Origin of the sequence: Saccharothrix sp. BKS2 (assembly GCF_047689505.1) — a bacterium.
GTDB lineage: Bacteria > Actinomycetota > Actinomycetes > Mycobacteriales > Pseudonocardiaceae > Actinosynnema > Actinosynnema lopnurensis.
In genome coordinates this window covers 166,153-184,590 of the sequence record NZ_JAUQOL010000007.1, presented here as the reverse complement: position 1 = coordinate 184,590, position 18,438 = coordinate 166,153, and the positions used below count along the sequence as shown (strand labels likewise).

The 18,438-nt window shown below is 72.5% G+C and carries 15 protein-coding genes and 1 pseudogene; 10 read left to right on the top strand and 6 right to left on the bottom strand.

What is annotated here, in order from left to right:
• Positions 1 to 84 precede the first annotated feature (84 nt).
• Both Q5530_RS16895 and Q5530_RS16890 read right to left on the bottom strand, forming a co-directional pair.
• Positions 85 to 939, bottom strand: coding sequence for a multicopper oxidase family protein (locus Q5530_RS16895; RefSeq protein ID WP_415363287.1), 855 nt, complete (start codon positions 937 to 939; stop codon positions 85 to 87).
• On the bottom strand, positions 936 to 1,415 hold the full coding sequence (locus tag Q5530_RS16890; protein WP_415363286.1) for a multicopper oxidase domain-containing protein: 480 nt from the start codon (positions 1,413 to 1,415) through the stop codon (positions 936 to 938). Before Q5530_RS16890 ends, Q5530_RS16895 begins: the two co-directional genes overlap by 4 nt.
• A 902-nt stretch (positions 1,416 to 2,317) precedes the next feature.
• On the opposite strand from Q5530_RS16890, the gene Q5530_RS16885 reads away from it, so the two are divergent.
• Positions 2,318 to 2,836, top strand: a complete 519-nt coding sequence (locus tag Q5530_RS16885) for a hypothetical protein (protein WP_415363285.1) — start codon at positions 2,318 to 2,320, stop codon at positions 2,834 to 2,836.
• 287 nt (positions 2,837 to 3,123) lie between these two features.
• Here Q5530_RS16885 and Q5530_RS16880 read toward each other — a convergent pair whose 3' ends face one another.
• Complete coding sequence (locus Q5530_RS16880; RefSeq protein WP_415363283.1) at positions 3,124 to 3,609, bottom strand: peptidase inhibitor family I36 protein; 486 nt, start codon at positions 3,607 to 3,609, stop codon at positions 3,124 to 3,126.
• On the opposite strand from Q5530_RS16880, the gene Q5530_RS16875 reads away from it, so the two are divergent.
• The 6 genes from Q5530_RS16875 (at position 3,590) to Q5530_RS16850 (ending at position 12,569) form a co-directional block, all read left to right on the top strand.
• The gene (locus Q5530_RS16875; protein ID WP_415363281.1) at positions 3,590 to 7,558 is read left to right on the top strand and encodes a helix-turn-helix domain-containing protein; all 3,969 of its coding nucleotides are present in this window, start codon (positions 3,590 to 3,592) and stop codon (positions 7,556 to 7,558) included. The two genes, Q5530_RS16880 and Q5530_RS16875, sit on opposite strands and share 20 nt — an antisense overlap.
• 263 nt (positions 7,559 to 7,821) lie before the next feature.
• On the top strand, positions 7,822 to 8,367 hold the full coding sequence (locus Q5530_RS16870) for a cysteine hydrolase family protein (RefSeq protein ID WP_415363279.1): 546 nt from the start codon (positions 7,822 to 7,824) through the stop codon (positions 8,365 to 8,367).
• Between the two features lie 317 nt (positions 8,368 to 8,684).
• Entirely contained in the window at positions 8,685 to 9,215 is a 531-nt protein-coding gene (locus tag Q5530_RS16865; RefSeq protein ID WP_415363278.1) for a hypothetical protein, read from the top strand.
• 412 nt (positions 9,216 to 9,627) lie between these two features.
• Complete coding sequence (locus Q5530_RS16860; protein ID WP_415363276.1) at positions 9,628 to 11,148, top strand: CU044_5270 family protein; 1,521 nt, start codon at positions 9,628 to 9,630, stop codon at positions 11,146 to 11,148.
• A 101-nt stretch (positions 11,149 to 11,249) separates the two neighbouring features.
• Positions 11,250 to 11,786, top strand: a complete 537-nt coding sequence (locus Q5530_RS16855; protein ID WP_415363274.1) for a hypothetical protein — start codon at positions 11,250 to 11,252, stop codon at positions 11,784 to 11,786.
• A 237-nt stretch (positions 11,787 to 12,023) separates the two neighbouring features.
• Positions 12,024 to 12,569: a VanZ family protein gene (locus Q5530_RS16850; protein ID WP_415363273.1), complete on the top strand. Its 546-nt coding sequence runs from the start codon at positions 12,024 to 12,026 to the stop codon at positions 12,567 to 12,569.
• Positions 12,570 to 12,851: 282 nt separating this feature from the next.
• Here Q5530_RS16850 and Q5530_RS16845 read toward each other — a convergent pair whose 3' ends face one another.
• Positions 12,852 to 13,799 (bottom strand): helix-turn-helix transcriptional regulator, encoded by a 948-nt coding sequence (locus Q5530_RS16845; RefSeq protein WP_415363271.1) that lies wholly within the window; start codon positions 13,797 to 13,799, stop codon positions 12,852 to 12,854.
• A gap of 60 nt (positions 13,800 to 13,859) precedes the next feature.
• Between Q5530_RS16845 and Q5530_RS16840 the strand changes: the two genes are divergently transcribed.
• From Q5530_RS16840 to Q5530_RS16830, 3 genes are all read left to right on the top strand, one after another.
• Positions 13,860 to 14,993: an epoxide hydrolase family protein gene (locus tag Q5530_RS16840; protein WP_415363270.1), complete on the top strand. Its 1,134-nt coding sequence runs from the start codon at positions 13,860 to 13,862 to the stop codon at positions 14,991 to 14,993.
• Between the two features lie 185 nt (positions 14,994 to 15,178).
• Positions 15,179 to 15,958 carry a MerR family transcriptional regulator gene (locus Q5530_RS16835; protein WP_415363268.1) on the top strand — a complete coding sequence of 260 codons (780 nt, stop codon included), beginning with the start codon at positions 15,179 to 15,181 and terminating at the stop codon, positions 15,956 to 15,958.
• Between the two features lie 451 nt (positions 15,959 to 16,409).
• On the top strand, positions 16,410 to 16,880 hold the full coding sequence (locus Q5530_RS16830) for a hypothetical protein (RefSeq protein ID WP_415363266.1): 471 nt from the start codon (positions 16,410 to 16,412) through the stop codon (positions 16,878 to 16,880).
• Positions 16,881 to 16,898: 18 nt separating this feature from the next.
• Here Q5530_RS16830 and Q5530_RS16825 read toward each other — a convergent pair.
• Positions 16,899 to 17,589, bottom strand: a pseudogene (locus Q5530_RS16825) (IS5 family transposase).
• Between the two features lie 360 nt (positions 17,590 to 17,949).
• Complete coding sequence (locus tag Q5530_RS16820) at positions 17,950 to 18,393, bottom strand: hypothetical protein (protein ID WP_415363265.1); 444 nt, start codon at positions 18,391 to 18,393, stop codon at positions 17,950 to 17,952.
• Positions 18,394 to 18,438: the final 45 nt, after the last annotated feature.

Genomic DNA, 18,438 nt, shown 5'->3' with positions numbered 1-18,438 from the left:
GGGGCACCGGCGGCGACTGCCGGCACCTCGGGGAATCCGTCACCGCCGCCTGCTGTTCCCACCGCGTGAACCGTGACTACGGCATCAGGGGTGGTGGTGCGCCTTCGGCACGACGCCGACCTGCTCGCCTTCGCCCAGGACGACGAACTGTCCCATCATCCCCTCGTCCTCGTCCTCGTCCTCGTCCTCGTCCTCGTGCTGGGGCAGGTGGCAGTGGTACACGTACGGCACGTTCGGGTCGGTGTGGTCGCCGAACCGCATCGCCAGCCGGTAGCGCTTCTCCTGGAGGAGCAGGACGGTGTCCTTGCGGCCACGCAGTGGTGGTTCCGGCGTTTCGTCGTCGACCGCCAGGACCTGGAACCGCACGTCGTGGACGTGGAAGTTGTGTAGGTAGCCGTTGTCGTTCGTCACCTCCCACACCTCGACGGTGCCCCCGCGGACGCCGAAGTCGATGCGGTCCATGGCCATCGACCGGCCGTTGATCCGGTCCGACGCGAGCACGAAGGAGCGTTCCTCCGCGACCGCCTCGCCGGCGAGGTCCGGCACGACGGCGAGCACCGCGGGGAGTTCGGTGTCGTCGGCCAGGGTGCCCGCGGCTCGGAACCGGCAGATGTCGAGGCGGTCGTCGAAGCCGTCGAGCCGCCCCAGTGAGCCGCCGTGGTCGGACGGGTGGGAGCGCAGCTCGACCCGCTCCCCGGGCCGGAAGGCCACCACGACCTCGGCGCGCTCGCCCGGCGACAGGTGCAGGCGGGTGGTTTCCCACGGCTCGGCGAGCAGGCCGCCGTCCGTGGCGACGAGCGAGAAGCTCCGGTCGTCGGAGAACCCGAAGTCGTACAGGCGTGCGTTGGAACCGTTCAGCAGCCGCAGCCTCACGAGCCTGGTCGTGACGTCGAAGTACGGTCCGATCGTGCCGGTGACGAGGATCTCGTCACCGATCACGCCCAGCGAGCCGCCCAGCGGGACCCGCGCCTCGAACTGGTTGTCGCCGTCGAAACCCCTCCGGCCGGGACGGACTGGTGCGGACCGCCGTCCACGGCCGCCGGCAGGTGCATCCCGTGCCAGTGGAGCGAGGTCTCCTGACCCAGGCCGTTGCGCACGGTGAACTCGACCCGCTCACCGCGCCGGGCGCGGATCGTCGGGCCGAGGTACGTGCCGTTCACCCCCCAGGTGCGGGTGGGCGGCCCGTCCTTGAACCGGGTCTCGCCGGACCGGATGCCGAGCGTGAACACCCGGGCTCCCGACGCGTCGCTCCCCGCCTCCGCCAGGGCCGGGATCGACAGAGCCCGGTCGAAGGCGATCTTCCCGGCGGTGTCCCGCTTCGCGGCGGCGTAGTACGCACCGAGGCCACCACCACCGAGGGCGACCGCGCCACCGATACCGAAACCGATGGCCTTCAGCGCTGTGCGACGTCTCACGGGGAAACGTGCCGCGGCCGGGGTGGTCATCGCGTCGGCGAAGACCACCTGGATCCGACGCCGGCCGGCCCCCGAGCGGCGCGGCGGAGCACCGGATCGGGCGGCTGTCACCGCATTGCCGACGTGCGTGCTGTGCGACATCGCTGACGTACGGGCCGTTTCGTCACCAGCGCGACCGCCCGCTGGACCGGCCTGATCGGCGCGGCCGCGATGAGCGTCTTCACGCTCTACCGGACGGGCGTGACCTTCCTGCCGACCGCGGACCCCTTCGGCTTCTCCGCCACGAGGATCGGCCTCACCAGTCTCATCGGGATCGTCTGCGACCGGCCGGGCCGGGCGACCACTCCCCACCCGACAGCGCCACCACCTGCTCGCCCAACCGGGACGACGGGTGAGCAGGCACGACTCGAGGCGCCTGACCCGCCCGATTCCCGCTCCTGCACCGTTGTCGCCCGACAACGGGCGCGTCCGCCGTTTCGGCGGCTTGCCGATTCCACGCGAGATGGCGCTGATCGACTGCCCGGACTTCCACTCGCCCCGCTTCCGGTCATGAGAAGACCGGACGAACACGAGGCCGCTGCCCCACATCTCGGCGAATGCGGGTCAAGATGAGCACCGGTCGGCTTCCGTGCGGTTGTCCGAAGCCTCATCCAGGACGCACTGCGACAAGTTCGGTCCGGGTCCATCGCCCATACCAACGCACTGCACTGAACGGTCGAATTCACTCATCGACAACACCGCCCCCGACCGAAGGAACCCGATCGGAGTCTGGCGATTTTCCTACGCCGCACCCAACCTTGACAATCGGAAACCATTTCCTGCAGTCACCCGCTTCAAGCCATCTCCCCCGTGCGGATTCGGAGATATTCATGTTACCGCATCGTTTGGCCACCCGCCGTTCCGTGCTCGCCAGAGCCGCGGTGGCAGTCCTGGTCGCGGTGGCCTCGGCCGTCACGGTCACGCCGGTCGCCACCGCCGACGTCGCCGACCGAGCATCGGTCTACGAGCCGTTCTACCGACTCTACAACCCGGTGACCGGCGACAACTACAACACGACCAGTCAGGCCGAGGTCATGAACGCGCCGAACAACGGGTACTCCTACGCCGGCATCGACGCCTTCGTGTCGACCACGGCACAGGCCGGTCTCATCCCGTTCTACCGCATCTACAGCCCGATACGTCGCGACCGCTTCCACACCGCGGACTGGAACGAAGTCGTCGCCGCGACCACCGGCCAGGGATACGTCTACGAAGGGATCGGCGCATACGTCTACCCGCCTAATTCCGGAACCGGCAGGCCGTTCCACCGACTGCGCTACCCCGGCAACGGCGACCACGTGCTGATGACCAGTTCGGCCGAAGTCGCCTCGGCGACCGCCAGCGGCTACCAGTACGAAGGTGTGAGCGCCAACGTCGGGTAACCACGGATCCTCCACAGCCGCACAGCCCGGCGTTCTCTCCCGCGATGGACGGGGAACGCCTTGACCCCGGAGGAGCACTCCTCCCACCACGCCCGCGTGGTGGCAGTACCCGCCTGTGGTTCAGCCGCCTCACCGGCACCCGGCGCCGATCTCCACTCGCGACGCACCGCTTCCACCGATCCGGTGACGCGGTCCGGCTGTGTTCGACCACGAGCGCGCGGTGAGGTCCGGCAGCCGAAGCCGCCGGACCGCACCGCCGGCGGTTCACACCGACCGGACCCGCGTCATCACGAACCGATGTTCACGAACCTGTGGCTGGCGTTCTCGTTCTGCATGGCCGGGATCAGGTTGCCTTCCTCACCGGGGAGGTAGGTGTCGGAGATGCCGCCGTAGTTGGAGTTGAAGTAGACGGTGACCCGGTTCGCCGTGGTCTTGTTCCGCGCCGACATCGCGTTGTTCTTGACGCATTGCCCCTGGCCCGCGCCGGGTCCCTTGAACGTGTAGCACGTCGCCGGGGAACTCCCGTAGTCCGGGACCGAGCCGTTGAAGTCCGACACCGAGCCACTCATGTTGAGCCCGTAGTACAGGCAGAACTCACCCACCTCACAAACCCCGTTGCGGGGCGTCGACGCACTGATCTCGACCGACGCGGCCCCGGCACTGCCCGGCGGGTGGTCGGAGGCCGTGGCCTGGGCGGTGGCCGGCAGCGTGAACAGCAGCGCGAGCAGCGCGCCGAGTACCCCCGGACGGGCGATGGATTTTTGCGCGTTCATTCTGGTTCCCCTCTTCTTGTCACCGGTGGTGCCGCGAACCGGTGTGAGCGCCGGTACTCCATCAGTGTTCCCCCCTGCGTCTGACGGGTTGCCTCCGACAAGAGGCGAGTACCTTTGCGGTGGTCTGTCGCGGCGCCACTTCAAGTGTCGGGGTTCGGGGCGTGCGGGTCGAGGGGGTGACCGTCTCATGATTTCCGGGAAACCCGAGGAAACACCTGGTCAAGGCAGCAGAAGAGGCTCGGACGGGGCGTTCGGCGCGGAACTGCGTCGGTGGCGGGGGAAAAGGGAGCTGTCGCTCGCGGGCTTGGCGGAGCTGGTGAACTACAGCAAGGGCTACCTGAGCAAGATCGAGAACGGGGACAAGCCCGTGACCGCCGACCTGGCCCGTCGTTGCGACACGGCCCTGCAGGCGGAAGGGCAACTGATCGCGTTCGCGTCGGGACCCGTCGGCGCCGAGCCGGAAGCGGTCGAGGCGGCCGCGCGGACCCGGTTCCGGATCCCGGACGACGACCGGTGTCCGTACCGCGGGATGGCGGCCTTCGACGTGGCCGACGCCCAGTGGTTCTTCGGCCGGGAACGGGCGACGGCCGAGTTGGTCGCCCGGCTGACCGACTCCCTCGACCAGGGCGGACCGGTGACCGTGGTCGCACCGTCCGGCGCGGGCAAGTCGTCCCTCCTCCGGGCCGGGCTGATGCCCGCGCTGCTCCGCGGCGCGTTGCCCCGGCGAGGTTCACGGCGCTGGCCCGTCGCGGTGTTCACGCCCACCTCGGACCCGGTGGAGCGGCTGGCCGCCGAGGTGGCGAAGGCCGGCGGGATGGACGCCGCGGCCCTGACCCGGGCGCTGCTGACCGACGCCGAGACCTTCCGGTCGGCGGTGGTGGGCGCCGGAGGGCGGCCCGAGCGCCTGGTCCTCCTCGTCGACCAGTTCGAGGAGGTCTTCACGCTGTGCCCGGACCCGCGCGAGCGGGAGCTGTTCCTCGACGCGGTGTGCGCGTTGGCGAGGTCGGACGCCGACCACGAGCCGCCCGCGGTGGTGGTGCTGGGGGTTCGGGCGGACTTCTACGGTCGCCTGCTGCACCACCCCGGGTTGGCCGAGTCCCTGCGCGATCGGCAGGTGGCGCTGGGGCCCATGCGGCAGGCGGAGGTGCGCGCGGCGATCGTCCGCCCGGCTCGGCTGCTGGGGCTGCACCTGGAGCCGGGACTCGTCGAACTCCTCCTCCGCGACCTGGGCGCGATCCCGGCCACGGGCCGGTCGTACGAGCCGGGGGCACTGCCGCTGCTGGCCCACGCGTTGCTGACGACCTGGCAGAACCGCGAGGGCGGGCTGCTGACCGTCGCGGGGTACGAGCTGACCGGTGGCATCCACGCCGCGGTCGCCACCACCGCCGAGCGGACGTACTCCCGGCTGAGCCCGACCGAGCGGAACACCGCGCGACGGGTGCTGCTGCGCCTGGTGCAGGTCGGCGCCGAAGGCGGACAGGCGCGCCGGAGGTCGACCCCGGAGGCGCTGCGGGAGCAGGTGCCGGACGAGCACGTGGACAGCGTCCTGGAGGCGTTCGTGCGAGCTCGTCTGGTGACCATCGACGCGGACGCGGTCGAGATCACCCACGAGGTCCTGCTGTCCGCGTGGCCCCGGTTGCGGGAGTGGATCGAGTCCGACCGCGCGGGCCTGCACAACCACCAGCGGGTCACGGCCGCGGCGGAGGAGTGGGACCTGGCGGGGCGCGACGACTCGCTGCTCTACCGGGGGGCGCGGCTGGCGGTCGCGCTGGACTGGGCGCGCGGCCGCGGTGAACCCGCCCCGCTGGTGGAGGAGTACCTGGCCGCGGGTGCCGCCCGGCAGGACGCCGAGCGGCACGGCGCCCGTCGACAGGTCCGCAGGCTGCGCGGGCTGGCCCTGGCGCTGGCGCTGTGCCTCGTGCTGGCCTCGACCGGCGGGCTCATCGCGTGGCGGCAGACCCGGATCGCGTGGTCGAACGAACTGGCGACCCACTCCGGGGTGATGGCCCCCGTGCAGCCGGAGACCTCGCTGATCGCGGCGCTGGCCGCGCACGACCTGGCCGAGACGGTGTCCAGCCGCAGCGCGGTGCTCAGCACGCAGGCCCAGGCGTACCTGGGCCCGCTGGCCGACCACGGCGAGGAGATGATCACCGCGCTCGCCGCGGCGCCCACCGGCTCCTCGGTGGCCACGGCGGGCCGTGACGGCACGGTACGGCTCTGGGACCTCGCGACCCGGCGCCCGACGACCACGTTGCCCGTCGAACCCGGCGGAGCCCCGGCGGTCGCCTTCAACCACGCGGGCACGCTCCTGGCGGTGGCGGGTCGGCAGGGCACCGTCACGCTCTACGCCACCGGTTCCGGCGCTGTCGTCCGCGCCCTCCCCGGACGCGGGGCCGCGGTGCTCGCGGTGGGGTTCGACGAGGACGGCTCCCGGCTGGTCACGGCGTCGGAGGACGGGACGGCGACGCTGTGGGACGTCGCCACCGGTCGGGCGGCGGCCACCCTGGACGGCCACCGCGGAGCCCTGACCGGCGCTGCCTTCGTCCCCGGCGGTGCCGCGGTGGTCCTGCTGGCCGCGGACGGGGTGGCCACGATGTGGGACAGCACCGCGGGCACCACCGCCGACCTGCGCGATCCCGATCAGCGCGGCGGCAACGGGCTGGCGGTCAGCCCCGACGGCTCGTCGCTCGCCGTCGCGGGCGACGACGGGACGAGGCTGTGGGACCTGCGCGGTCGCACCCCCGGCGCCGTGTTGCGGGGGCACACCGACTTCGTCCTCGCCGTGGCCTTCAGCCCCGACGGCTCCAGGATCGCCACGGTCGGCAGGGACAACACCGCCCGCGTGTGGGACGCGGCCGGCCACCGGGTGGTCTTCACCCTGGTCGGCCACAAGGGGCCGGTGAACGCCGTCGCGTTCAGCCGCGACGGGCAGACCCTGATCACGGGCAGCGAGGACGCCCAGGCGCTGCTGTGGGCGGTCGGGGGCGCCGGGGTCGCGACCGCCCGCCCGGTGTCGCCCATCCGCAGCGCGTCCCTGCACGGGGACCGGTTGGCGACCTCGGCGGAGGACGGCAGGGTGACCCTGTGGGACGCCACCGACCTGGCCAGGCCCCCCACCACGTTCGACGCGCACCCCGGCGGGGTGTGGGCCGTGGCGTTCAGCCCGGACGGGTCGGTGCTGGCGACCGGGGGGAGCGACGACCTGGTGCAGCTCCGGGACGCGGCCGACCACCACCTGCTCGCCACGCTGCGCGGGCACACGGCGTCGGTCAAGGCACTGGCGTTCTCCCCGGACGGCGCGGTACTGGCCAGCGCGGGCGACGACCACGTGGTCAAGCTGTGGGACGTCGGCCGACACCGGTCGACCTGCACGCTCTCCGGGCACGACAACGCCGTGTTCGGCCTGGCGTTCAGCCCGGACGGCACGGTGCTGGCGACCGGGAGCCAGGACGACACGGTACGTCTCTGGGACCCGCGCACGTGCCGGATGACGAAGCTGTTCGCCCGGTACTCCGACACCGTCTTCACCGTGGCCTTCAGCCCCGACGGCACCACCCTGGCCACCGGCGGCCGCGACAACCTGATCCGCCTGCACCCCCTCGACGCCCCGGAGACCCCTCTCGTCCTCTCCGGCCACACCGGCCCGGTGGTCACCCTGCGCTTCACCGACGCCACCACCCTGGCCTCCGGCGGCAGGGACGGCACCGCCCGCCTGTGGGACGTCGACGACGGGCAGCTCCGGACGGTCCTGCGCGGGCACACCGCGGCCGTCCAGGACGCGGTGCCGGTCGGGCGCACCCTCCTCACCTCCGGCCTCGACGGCACGGTGCGCGCGTGGGGCCTGGACACCACCGCGGCGGCGGACAGCGCCTGTGCCGCGTTGCGGGCCGTCAGCCCCACCCGGTGGGGGCTGCTCACCGACCAGCCCCGGGACGTCTGCGAGGACTGACCGAACCGCACCGGTCGGGGTCGTCGGCGGCACCCCCGGTGGATCTCGACACCGCGGCGGCCACGTCGGCGGAGCAAAGCGACCACGGGGTTCAGCGCCCCCGCTCGTCGAGTCGGGACACCGCCGCTTCCGGGGTCCGGCCTTCGACCCGCGACCGGTAGCTTCGCCTGCGCACTGTCGACCACCGCGATCACCGAGGCCGTCGGACCGGCTGTCCCGTTCACCGCGGGATGCCGGGAAGAGCGGCCGGACGGGAGCCTGTCTTGACCACCGCACTGATCATCGGTGACCTCCAGCGGGGCATCACGGGCAACTACCCGTTCGCCGCGCAGGTCGTGCCGCCGGTCGCCGAACTGCTCCCGCGTGCCCGTGCGGCGGGCGCGCTCGTGGTGTTCGTGCGCTTCGCCTTCCGGGGCAACGGGGCCGACCTGCTGCCGGGCAACGAGTTGTACAGGTCGTTCTACGACGCCGGGGACGCCTTCCACGAAGGGTCGGCCGGAACCGAACCGGCGCTGCCGGTCGCCGCCGAGGACGTCGTCGTGCTGAAACGCCGCACCAGTGCGTTCGCCGGCACGGACCTCGACCTCGTGCTCCGCGCCCGCCACGTCGGCGCGCTGGCCGTCGCCGGGGTCGCGACCAGCGCGATGGTGGCCGCGACGTGCTATGACGCGGCGGACCGCGGCTACCGGGTGACCGTGCTGCGCGACGGTTGCGCCGACGGCGACGCCGCGGTGCACGACTTCTTCGTGGACACCGTCTTCCCCGGTCGGGGGTTCGAGGTCGTGCCCTGTGCCGACTGGTCCTGCTGACCTCCCACCACGCGCCGCCCGCCGGACCAACCCGCCCACCACCGACGACCCGAGCGCCCGTTGCCGGCCACGGCGACGTCCACCTCCTGCTCACCCGCCCCGGTGAGCCACGGCCGCCTGGGCACACCACCGGGCCGGAGCTTCCCCGGTGCCGCCTCCCGGTCCGGGGCGCGCGCCGGGGTCGCGGGTCGTGGAGGTCCGGGAGATCGGCCTCGGTCCGGGGCCGGTCCTCGGGGTCGGGTCGTGCCGCCCGGTGCCCCTCCCCCGAATATCCCGGGCAGCGGCTGCCCGCCCGCGCCGGGGCCCGGGTCGAGCTGGTGGAGGAAGCGTTCGTGCTGCGCATCGGTGTGTTCTACGACGGGACGTGGTTCGCGTACCTGAGCGACTTCTACGCGACCGTGCACCCGAGGTCGGCCCGGATCTCGCTGGAGGGCTTCCACGACGCCCTGCGCTGGCACGTCCACACCGAGACCGGCCGCCCCTTCGAGGAGTGCCTCGTGCCGGAGGCGCACTACGTGCGCGGCCGCATCGACACCCCGGCGACCTCCTTCGACACCGCCCTGGCCACGGCCGGCGTCACCCGACACGACCTCCCCCTGCCGGGCGGCGCGGCCTCCCCCGCGGGCACCCCCCGCGGCCGCCGGCGCGGCACCGTGACGGGCTGGCAGGCGGGACAACCACACGGCTTCATCACCGACACCCGCGGCGGCTCGTGGTTCGCCTCCCGCGACGACCTGCCGGGCAACCGGACCACGCTGCCCACCGGGACACCGGTGTCGTTCACCGGCTCCCCCACCCCACCCCCCGGGCACCGGTACCCACGGGCCTACTCCATCCGACCCGAATGACCCGAACCCGGTGCGGCGATGTCGCGCCGGACACCACCGCGGGTGGACGGGCAGGTCCCGCCGTGGTGCCCCAGCCGGGCTTTCCGGCGTGCCCGGCCAGTCCGCCCTCAGCTCACCTGCGGGTACGGGCCGCGATCAGGCCGAGTGCCGGCGGTGATCTGAGCACTGCCGAGTGCCGCGTGCGGCGGGGTGGGTGCGTGCCCCGGCGTCGGTGAGCACGTCGGCGGCCCGCTTGGGCGTGTCAGGGCCGAAGCCCCGCGCCACGATCTCGGATCCTCCCGAAGCAGCACCCCCTCCCGGGGCAGGGCTCGGCCCACCGTTCACGGTGCTCCGCTGACCGTGTGCCGGCCTCGCGGCGGCCCGGTGGACCAAAGGTCGAGAACGTGGCGGGCCGCCGCGGGCAACAGCAGGTGTGAGGACGACGAGCGAGCACACCGCCGGGGGCCGGGTGGCCGACGACGGTCCGGATGACGCCGGTGGTCGGCCGGACCTGTCCGAGCCGGGGCCGGCACGGGTCTTCGGCGAGCTGTTCGACCGGCACGCCCGGCCGCCGCACCGGTACCCGGCGCGCCACGACGTGCTGCCGCCGACCAGCTGGGCGGGGCTGGACTCCGACGAGGTGGCCCAGGCGCTGGGCATCCCGGTCGGCACCGTCCGTTCCCGCCCGCACCGGGCCCGCACCGGGCTCGCACCCGGTTGCGCACCCGCGAGTCGAACACCGAGGACACGGAGACCGGCGATGAGTGACGATGATCTCCACCGCACCTGGACGGAGCACGAGTTGGACTTCGCGCTGGCGGAGTTCAACGCCGGCGTCAGGACCGACGAGTCGGTACCGGCGCGAGCGCGGGTGGCACCGGTGGCCCGTGCCGAGCAGCGAACCGATCGGCACGGGAGGGTGGACCGAACCGCGACGCGGGGGGCCCTCCCACCGGGGGTGGTCCTGGTGGACGAGGTCCGGTCGAGCCGGGCCGGGTCACGAGGACCGCGACCGCGCCGCCCGGGGCGGCGTGCCCTGGTCGGGGCGGCGGCGGTGGGTGTGCTGGTGGCGGGCGCGCTGGTCGCGCAGACCGTGTCGTTCGGCGGTTCGGCCCCACCGGCGTCGGCGGAGGCGGTGGCCACCCTGGACCGGGCGGCGGTCGGGGCGATCGGCGCGGTCGACGAGCCCGTCGGGCCCGGCCGGTACCGCTACGTCGCCACCCGCGCCTGGTGGATGGCCTCGTCGACCGGCCAGGACGGCCGGCCGTTCGCCCACCTGGCGGAGAACCTGCTGGAGACCTGGGCCCCGGCCGACCCGACCGGGGAGTGGTTGCTGCGCCGGGACGTGACCGGCAACCAGCAGTGGGTGCTCGGCACGGAGGAGGAGGCGCGGGCAGCGGGCGTGCCCACCACCAACACCTGGCCCCGGGGCGGCTGGCCCGAAGGTGACGAGCGGGCCCGCTGCGGCGACTTCACCGCCGAGCCCGACCAGCAGTGCCGCAGGCCCGGCGGTTGGCAGCACCCGACGGCCCAGTGGCAGGCGGACCTGCCCACCGACCCGGACGAGCTGCTCGAACGCCTGGAGCACGACCTGCCCCCCGACGACGCCGTCAGCGCCGAGGTGCGGATGCTCGACCGGGCCGCCACCGCGCTGCGCGGCGGCCTGGTGGACGAGGCCGTGCGGGCCAACCTCTACCAGGCGCTGGCGAAGCTGCCGGGTCTGCGGGTCACCGACCGGCAGGCCGACCTCGACGGCCGCACCGGCACCGCGCTGGGCGTGGACGACGGCCACGTGCGGCAGGAGATCATCATCGACCCGGGCACCGGCCGGTTCATCGGCGAACGCCGGATCGCCACCCGCGACGTCGACGGTTTCCCGGCGGGCACCGTCATGACCTCCACCTCGGTCGAGACCGGCGTCGCCGACACCATCGGGACCAAACCCGCCCCCTGACAGGACCAGGCGGGCAGCCGGGGTCCGTGCGCCGTCGGGAGGCGCACGGACCCCGTTCCACCGCAGCCGACCAGATCACCCTCACCGATCGGAGACAGATCATGCGCCTCATCGCGCTCACCGCCCTGCTCGCCGCCCTGGGCGGTTCCGCGGCGACCTCGTCAGGCGCCACGCCGGCGGAGCGAGCCGTCGCCGGCCCGGCGGTCGCCACCCCCGTCGCGCGGACCACGGCCGTCGAGCCGCCGACCGCGCTGGACCACGCCGGCCTCGGGCCGATCAGGATCGGCGCGACGTTCGCCGAGGTCCAGGCCACCGGCCTGATCAGCGACCGGAAGGACCCCGGCACCGGCGCGTGCGCCTTCCACGGCCTGGAGCTGCCGCTGCGGGGCTCGGTGGTGTTCGACGAGAGCCGGAAGGCCGTTTCCGTCATCATCACCCGCGGCCCGGCCACCACCGAGGGGCTGGGCAACGGCCACGAACCGTCCCGGGTGCCGGAGCTCTACCCGTCGGCCGTGCCCAACGCCCACGGCTACAAGATCGCGCTCGACACGGGCAACGAGTACTCCGCCTACTCGATCGACGGCACGGTCATCACCTCGCTGAGCCTGAGCCGTATCGGCCAGACCTGCCACGGGTGACGCCCCCGGCACACCGCGCAGTGGCGTGACCGCGACCGGCGACGACGTGCCTCGCCGCGACCACCACCCACGCCGCCGTCGTGGTGGTGCCGGCAACGACGTCCACCCGCCGCCCGCCGCGGGGACGCAGCACGAACAGCGGCTGATCAACCGGTCGGCGTCGACCGGTTGATCAGCCACATCCGCGCCAACCGCGGATCGTTCGCACCAGACCGGCGCAGGAAGGGTACGAACCGGATGCTCGAACAGATCCGATGGGCGATCGGAGCAGTGCTCAGGTTTCTTTCCGACCCGCTCATCGCGAGCGGTGTGTGCGTCGGCTCCGCAGCACTGGGCTTCACCGCGTGGCTCACGGCGCGGCGGTTCGGCCGGCGGCCGGTACCCGCTGTGCTCGCGGGGCTGTTCCTCGGTCTGGTGCTGGGCGTGACGTTCTCCCGCACCACCTCGAACCACTCCGGTCAGCCCGGCGTGGTCGAGCTGGACCGGACGTTCTGCCACATCAACGGGTTCTCGCTCCACGGCACCAACGAACTCCTCAACGCGGTGCTGTTCATGCCGTTGGTGCTCTGCGCGGTCCTGGCCACCCGCCGCCCCCTCGCGGTGTTCGGCGCGGCGGCGGCACTGAGCGCGTTGATCGAGCTGGGGCAGCCGCTGGTGGACCGAGGTCTGTGCGAGACGCAGGACTTCCTCAACAACACGGCGGGCTCCCTGGCAGCCGCCGGCGTCGCAGCCGGGCTGCTGGCGCTGCGGAAGCGGCGCGCGCAGTCGACGACACCACGCTGATCGGTGTCGCGGCACCGCGACACCGCACGCTGGTCCGCGGACACCACCGAGGCTCTTCGTCGTGGTTGGCGGTGGCTGGAGTGCGCACCGTCGCGCCCGCGCCTTGGTGCGCCTTGTCGGCGGAGGCGGTGATGTCGTTGGCGCGCTTGGTGGAACCTGTACCGCAGGTGGTGGGACTCGGGCTCGCCATGGAGCTGCCGGCAGAACCCGGGAACCATCCCCTGATCCCTTGGGCGGGGTCCTCGGGGCCCCGCCCACAACCTCCCGGCGTGGTTCCGGTGGTCAGGCGCGGGCGTAGCGCTCCGCGAGGGTGCGCAGCAGTGGCCTGAGCTCGCTGGGCGACTCGACGGTGAAGTCCATGCCCAGCATGCCGATGTAGGCGGCGATCGTGTCCAGCGAGTCGGCGCCGGTGACGAGGACCGAGGTGGTGTCGGTGACCGTCTCGACCACACCGACGGCCGGGTGGATCCGGTCGAGGACGGCCTGGGCCGGCGCGTCGATCCGCAGGCGTGCGTGCACCTGCCAGCCGCTGAACGCGACACGGCGCATGGTGAAGCTCGTGTAGTCCTCGTCGGGGAGTGCGGTGGGGGCGAACCGGCGGTGGGTGCGCACGCGTGGCGTGATCCAGTCCGCCCGGTAGACGTCCCACTCGCCACCGGACGGGTCGCGGGCCACGAGGTACCAGCGTCGCTTCCAGGCGAGCAGGCGGTAGGGCTCGACGAGTAGCGAGGTGCCGCGGTAGTCGAAGCGGAACCACTCGACGTCGTGGATCGCGGTCGCGATGGTGCGCAGCACGGCGGGGTCGACCCCGGGGTCCGGGGCGTCGGTGTCGGTGTTCTCCGGCGCGTGGTCGACGACCGAGGCCAGCGCCTCCACCGTCGGCCGCAGGCGTGGCGGCAGGACCTGTTCGAGCTTGGCCAGCGCGCGGGCGCTGGAGGTCTCGAGTCCGGCGACGCCACGGCCGGCGCGCAACCCGATCGCCACGGCCACCGCCTCCTCGTCGTCCAGGAGCAGCGGGGGGAGCTTGCCGCCCGCTCCGAGCCGGTAGCCGCCCGTCGCGCCGCGGGTGGCCTCGACGGGGTAGTCGAGCAGGCGAAGGCGCTCCACGTCGTTGCGGATGGTGCGGGTCGTGACGCCCAGCCGGTCGGCGAGTTCGGTGCCGCTCCACGACGGGCGCGATTGGAACAGCGCCAGGAGCGCGAGGAGCCGCGCCGATGTGTCCGCGGTCACTGCGGCAACCTCCACCTAATAGGAACGATTCTTTCCTATATGCACTCTAACGTTCGTGCCATGACGAACACGGAGATCCGCCCCTTCCGCATCGAGGTCACGCAGGCCGAGCTGGACGACCTGACCGGTCGCCTCGACCGCACCCGCCTGCCGCAGCCGGCGCCGGGCGACACCTGGGAGCACGGCACCCCCAACCACTACCTGCGTGAGGCCGTGACGGCGTGGCGCGCGTTCGACTGGCGCGCCGCCGAGGAGCGCATCAACGCCCACGCGCACTTCACCACCGAGATCGAGGACCAGCCGATCCACTTCGTCCACGTCGAGTCGCCGCACGAGGGCGCGACGCCGCTGCTGCTCGCGCACACCTACCCCGGCTCGTCGGTCGACTACCTCCACATGATCGGCAGGCTCACCGACCCCGTCGCCCACGGCGGGCGCGCCGAGGACGCGTTCCACGTCGTCGTGCCGGACGCACCCGGCTTCGGCTTCTCCAACCCGGTCACCGGATCGGGCTGGACCGCCGCCCGCGTGGCTCGCGCCTACGACACCCTCATGCGCAGGCTCGGTTACCAGCGCTACGGCGTCCACGGCTCCGACCACGGCGCGGTGGTCGCCCGCGAACTCGGCATCCTCGCCCCGGAGGGTTTCCTGGGGTTGCACGTGCTGCAACTGTTCTCCTTCCCGTCGGGCGACCCCGCGGAGTTCGAACGACTCGAACCGCAGGACTACGCCGGCCTGGAGCACATGCGGTGGTTCCAGAAGGTCGGCGGCTACAACACCATGAACGCCAGCAGGCCGCAGACGGTCGCGGCCGGGCTCAGCGACTCACCGATCGGGATGCTCGCCTACAGCGAGCTGTTCAACTCCTTCGGCAACGGCACGTCCCTGGTGCCGCTGGAGACCATCCTCACCGAGGTGTCCGTCAACTGGTTCGCGAACGCCGCCGCGGGCATGGCCCGGTCCTACTTCGACAACGCGGCCGCCCCCGCCGACGAGCCCGCCCCGGTGAACGCCGCCCCGACCGGCGTGGCCGTGTTCGCCGACGACTTCCAGACCATCAAGGTGTTCGCGGAACGGGACAACTCCAACATCGTGCACTGGAGCCGTTTCGAGAAGGGCGGCCACTTCGCCGCGCTCGAGGTCCCGGAGATCGTGGTGGACGACATCCGGACGTTCTTCACCGCACTGCGATGACATCCCGGGGGCGGCCTCCCGACCCCGGTCCGCGACAGGCGGAGCGGGGGTCGGGACCACTGCCCCGGTCAGCTCACCGGCCGGCACCCGAGGCGCGCGTGAAAGGTGCGGTGTCGTGATGTTGCACGTGCCGTAGCGGCATCTGATGTCGTGGGGGTACCACAGCACGAAAGGCCCCCTCCGCGATGCACCCCTCCTTCACGCCTCCCCACCAGGTCGAGATCGGTGATGCGGCCGCGTTCGCCGGGACGACCCCGCGCGCGGTTCGCCACTACCACGAGATCGGTCTGCTGCCGGAGCCCGAGCGGGGCGCGGACGGCCGCCGCCGTTACGGCTACGACGACGTGATCCGCCTGCTGTGGATCCGCAGGATGGCGGAGGCCGGCATCAGCCCGGACGACGTGCGGGCCGCCTTCGACGACAACCGGGACGTCGAGGAGGGCCTGGGCCGGCTGGAGGAAACCCTGGCCGCCAAGGAGGCCGGCATCAAGCGCCGGCGCGCCGTCGTCCAGCGCCTGCGGGCCGTGGGCAGCCCGCTCGGACTGCTCTCCGAACTGGTGACGGACCGGCTCGGCCACCTGCCCCGGGGCGCACCGCGCCGCTCCGACCTGGACACCCTGCTGGTCACGGAACGGGTCTTCGGCCCCCTGGGCGCCGCCGTCCAGGCGAGCGTGTTCATCGTGCTGGCCACCCACCCCGACCTGCGAGCCGAGGACGACCGCCTCGACGCCGCCGAGGCCGCCCTCGACGACGGCGTCGATCCCCACGACGCCGATCCGACGGGTGAGGAGCCCGCGTGGACGAGCGCCGCCGAAGCGGTCACGAAGATGCCCTACGGCTTCTCCCCCGCCCGGATCCGCTGCGTGGAACTCGCGGGGCGACTCCTGGCCCAGGACCACGCTGCGGACAACCGACCTCCCCCTCCGCATCGACCTGGCCCAACAGCCGGTCGGGTTCACACGTGACCGGCCACACCGGGCACCTGCCTCGGGCCGGACCGGACATCGCACCGTCGTTCGAACACCGCTTTGCGGGCGCGGTCGGTGAGCCGGTCTCGGAGGAAGCACCGGGTCTCGTGGGCGAGCCGGCGGCGACGGCGGACCCGAAGCCCTCCGCGTGCTCGAACGACACCCCTCCGACGTCGTCCACCCCGCCCTGCGCACCGGCGCCACCAGCCCACAACCAACCTCTGCTTGACAGAGGAGCGATTCACCGTCCCACACCCGGACGGACAGACCTCGGGTTCCGGAACGGGCCGTGCCCGCCTCGAACGGCCCGCGGCCATGTGGGTGATCCTCAGCGCTCGTGACGCGACCGGACTGTCGATCGGGGAGTATTAACGAATTAGAACGGATACGTGTTATTACTTCACATCTCCTGGACGGACTGCGAATGAACCGAATGTGGAAGCGCGCGATGGTGGGCTTGGCGGCCGTGACCGGAGCGCTGGTGGCCAGCGCCCCGACGAGTGGGGCCGCACCCGCCGATACGGGAACCGCCGACCTGTTCTGCCTCGTGCAGCCGGGAGAGACGACCCGGTGCGCGCCGACCCAGGCGGAGATGCTGGACATGGCGCCCGCGGCCAGCCACGTCCTCAACCTCTGGGAGCACCCCAACTACGAGGGGTTCCACCTGGAGGTCTGGAACCCCAACGGCGACTGCACCCCGGAGTCGGACTTCTCCCCGCCCGACGCCGCGGCCAACATCCCCCTGCTCAACGGACAGCGGTGGGTGTCCTCGGTCCGCAAGATCGACACCGGTCACTGCAACTGGGTGCTGGTCGGCCCGCAGGGCAACCGCTCGGTGGAGGTCGAGAACGACTGGCCGCGGCTGGGCACCCTCGGCGACGGCTGGGACAACCGCGCGGCGCGGGTCCTGGTCGACTAGGCAGCGTCCTGCAAGTGGTCATCGCAGCCGGAGGACGATGGCGGCGATGGTGAGTTCGGCCTGGTAGCAGGCGGCTCGTGTGGCGTAGCGGGTGGCCGGGCCGCGGAACTGCTCGAGTCGGTTGAAGCAGCGTTCGACCACGTTGCGTTGTTCGTGGCGTTGCTCGTCGAAGGCCGGTGGTCGCCCGCCGCGTGAGCCCAGGCCGCGCGGCGGGCTACCCGGTCCTCGCGTTCGGGGCAGGTGAACGTGATCCTGCGGGGCCGGCGGGCGAGTCGGGTCGACTGGTGCGAGTACGCCTTGTCCGCGATCACCGCCTCGGACCGCACCCGCAGGTGTCCCGGCCCGACACGGGCGACGCGGATGCCGTCGAGCAGCGGCAGCAGTCGCGGGTTGTCACCCGCTTGGCCGGGTGTGATCAGGACGCGCACCGGCAGGCCGCGTCCGTCGACCGCCGAGGGGATCTCGGCGCTCAGCCCGCCCCGCGAGCGTCCGGGTCCTTCGCCGTCGACGGCGAGGGCGTCGACCTCGTCGGCGCATCCCCCTCTTCCGGTCGGGCAGCTCCCGCCACGGGGCGCCGGTGCGCAGCTTCCACTCCGACCGCGTTGATCACCTGACGGTGATCACGCCAGCTGCGACCACGCCCCGACACCGAAGGCAACAGCGGCTCGACCACAGCCCACGCCCGATCGGTCAGCTGACCACGGCCCACCGTGCACCGGAGCTACCAGACACCCCGATCAGCGTCTCGCAGGACACCGCCTGGACCACGTTGCCCAGGTGGGACGACCGGCGGACACCCGACACGCCGAAGTCGGGCGTCCGCCGGCCCGAACAACGGCTCCGCAGCGCGTCACCACGTGCCCGGCCTGTCGCACCGCCGCAGTCTCCCCTGCCACCGGAACCACGAGAACGCACGGAAGCGGCCCGCATCCCGTTCCTGCCGTGATGAAACCGGCAACCGCAACCGAACGGGTGCCCGACCACCGTTCCGAGCGCAGGCGTCGCCCCGGTGCCGGCAGCCTCCCCCGACACCTCGGTGCACTGAGGGCGCACTGGTCCTGGCAAGTCGTCAGAACTGCGGGTCCAACTCGCTGGTCCACGTCCGGTTGCCCGCCGGGATCTGCCAGTAGGTGCGCCCGTCCGCCGGGAGGAACGCGGTCGCGCGGCCTGCGGCCTGGGGGTCGAGCCGGCACACGGTGGAGTAGTTCACCGGCGACAACCCGGTGCCGACGAGGTCGCAGCTCCACCGGTACTCACCCGCCGCCAGGGTGATCATCCTGTTGCCCGGGTCTTCCAGTCCCGCGATGCGGTGCTTCCACTCGTAGCGACCGGCAGCCAGCCTGATCAGCTTGCCGTCTCCCGCCGGCAGCGCGGCACTGCCGGTCGAGGTGGAGGCGAGGAGGATCGTGCGGGAAATCCTGGCCGTCTCGGCGGCCAGCGCCGGAGCGGCGCCGACCAGCGCGGACACCAGCGCCACCACCACTGCGACAGCCCCTGTGCGGATCTTGCCCATGTCAGTCTCACTCCAGTGGTCGAATGGGTACCCGGCACACCTTGG

Bases quoted from the DNA above. Each gene is read 5' to 3' on its own strand.
- Q5530_RS16875 (WP_415363281.1), top strand. From the start codon at position 3,590: ATGGATTTTTGCGCGTTCATTCTGGTTCCCCTCTTCTTGTCACCGGTG.
- Q5530_RS16880 (WP_415363283.1), bottom strand. From the start codon at position 3,609: ATGAACGCGCAAAAATCCATCGCCCGTCCGGGGGTACTCGGCGCGCTG.
- Q5530_RS16855 (WP_415363274.1), top strand. From the start codon at position 11,250: ATGCGCCTCATCGCGCTCACCGCCCTGCTCGCCGCCCTGGGCGGTTCC.
- Q5530_RS16850 (WP_415363273.1), top strand. From the start codon at position 12,024: ATGCTCGAACAGATCCGATGGGCGATCGGAGCAGTGCTCAGGTTTCTT.
- Q5530_RS16840 (WP_415363270.1), top strand. From the start codon at position 13,860: ATGACGAACACGGAGATCCGCCCCTTCCGCATCGAGGTCACGCAGGCC.
- Q5530_RS16835 (WP_415363268.1), top strand. From the start codon at position 15,179: ATGCACCCCTCCTTCACGCCTCCCCACCAGGTCGAGATCGGTGATGCG.
- Q5530_RS16830 (WP_415363266.1), top strand. From the start codon at position 16,410: ATGGTGGGCTTGGCGGCCGTGACCGGAGCGCTGGTGGCCAGCGCCCCG.
- Q5530_RS16820 (WP_415363265.1), bottom strand. From the start codon at position 18,393: ATGGGCAAGATCCGCACAGGGGCTGTCGCAGTGGTGGTGGCGCTGGTG.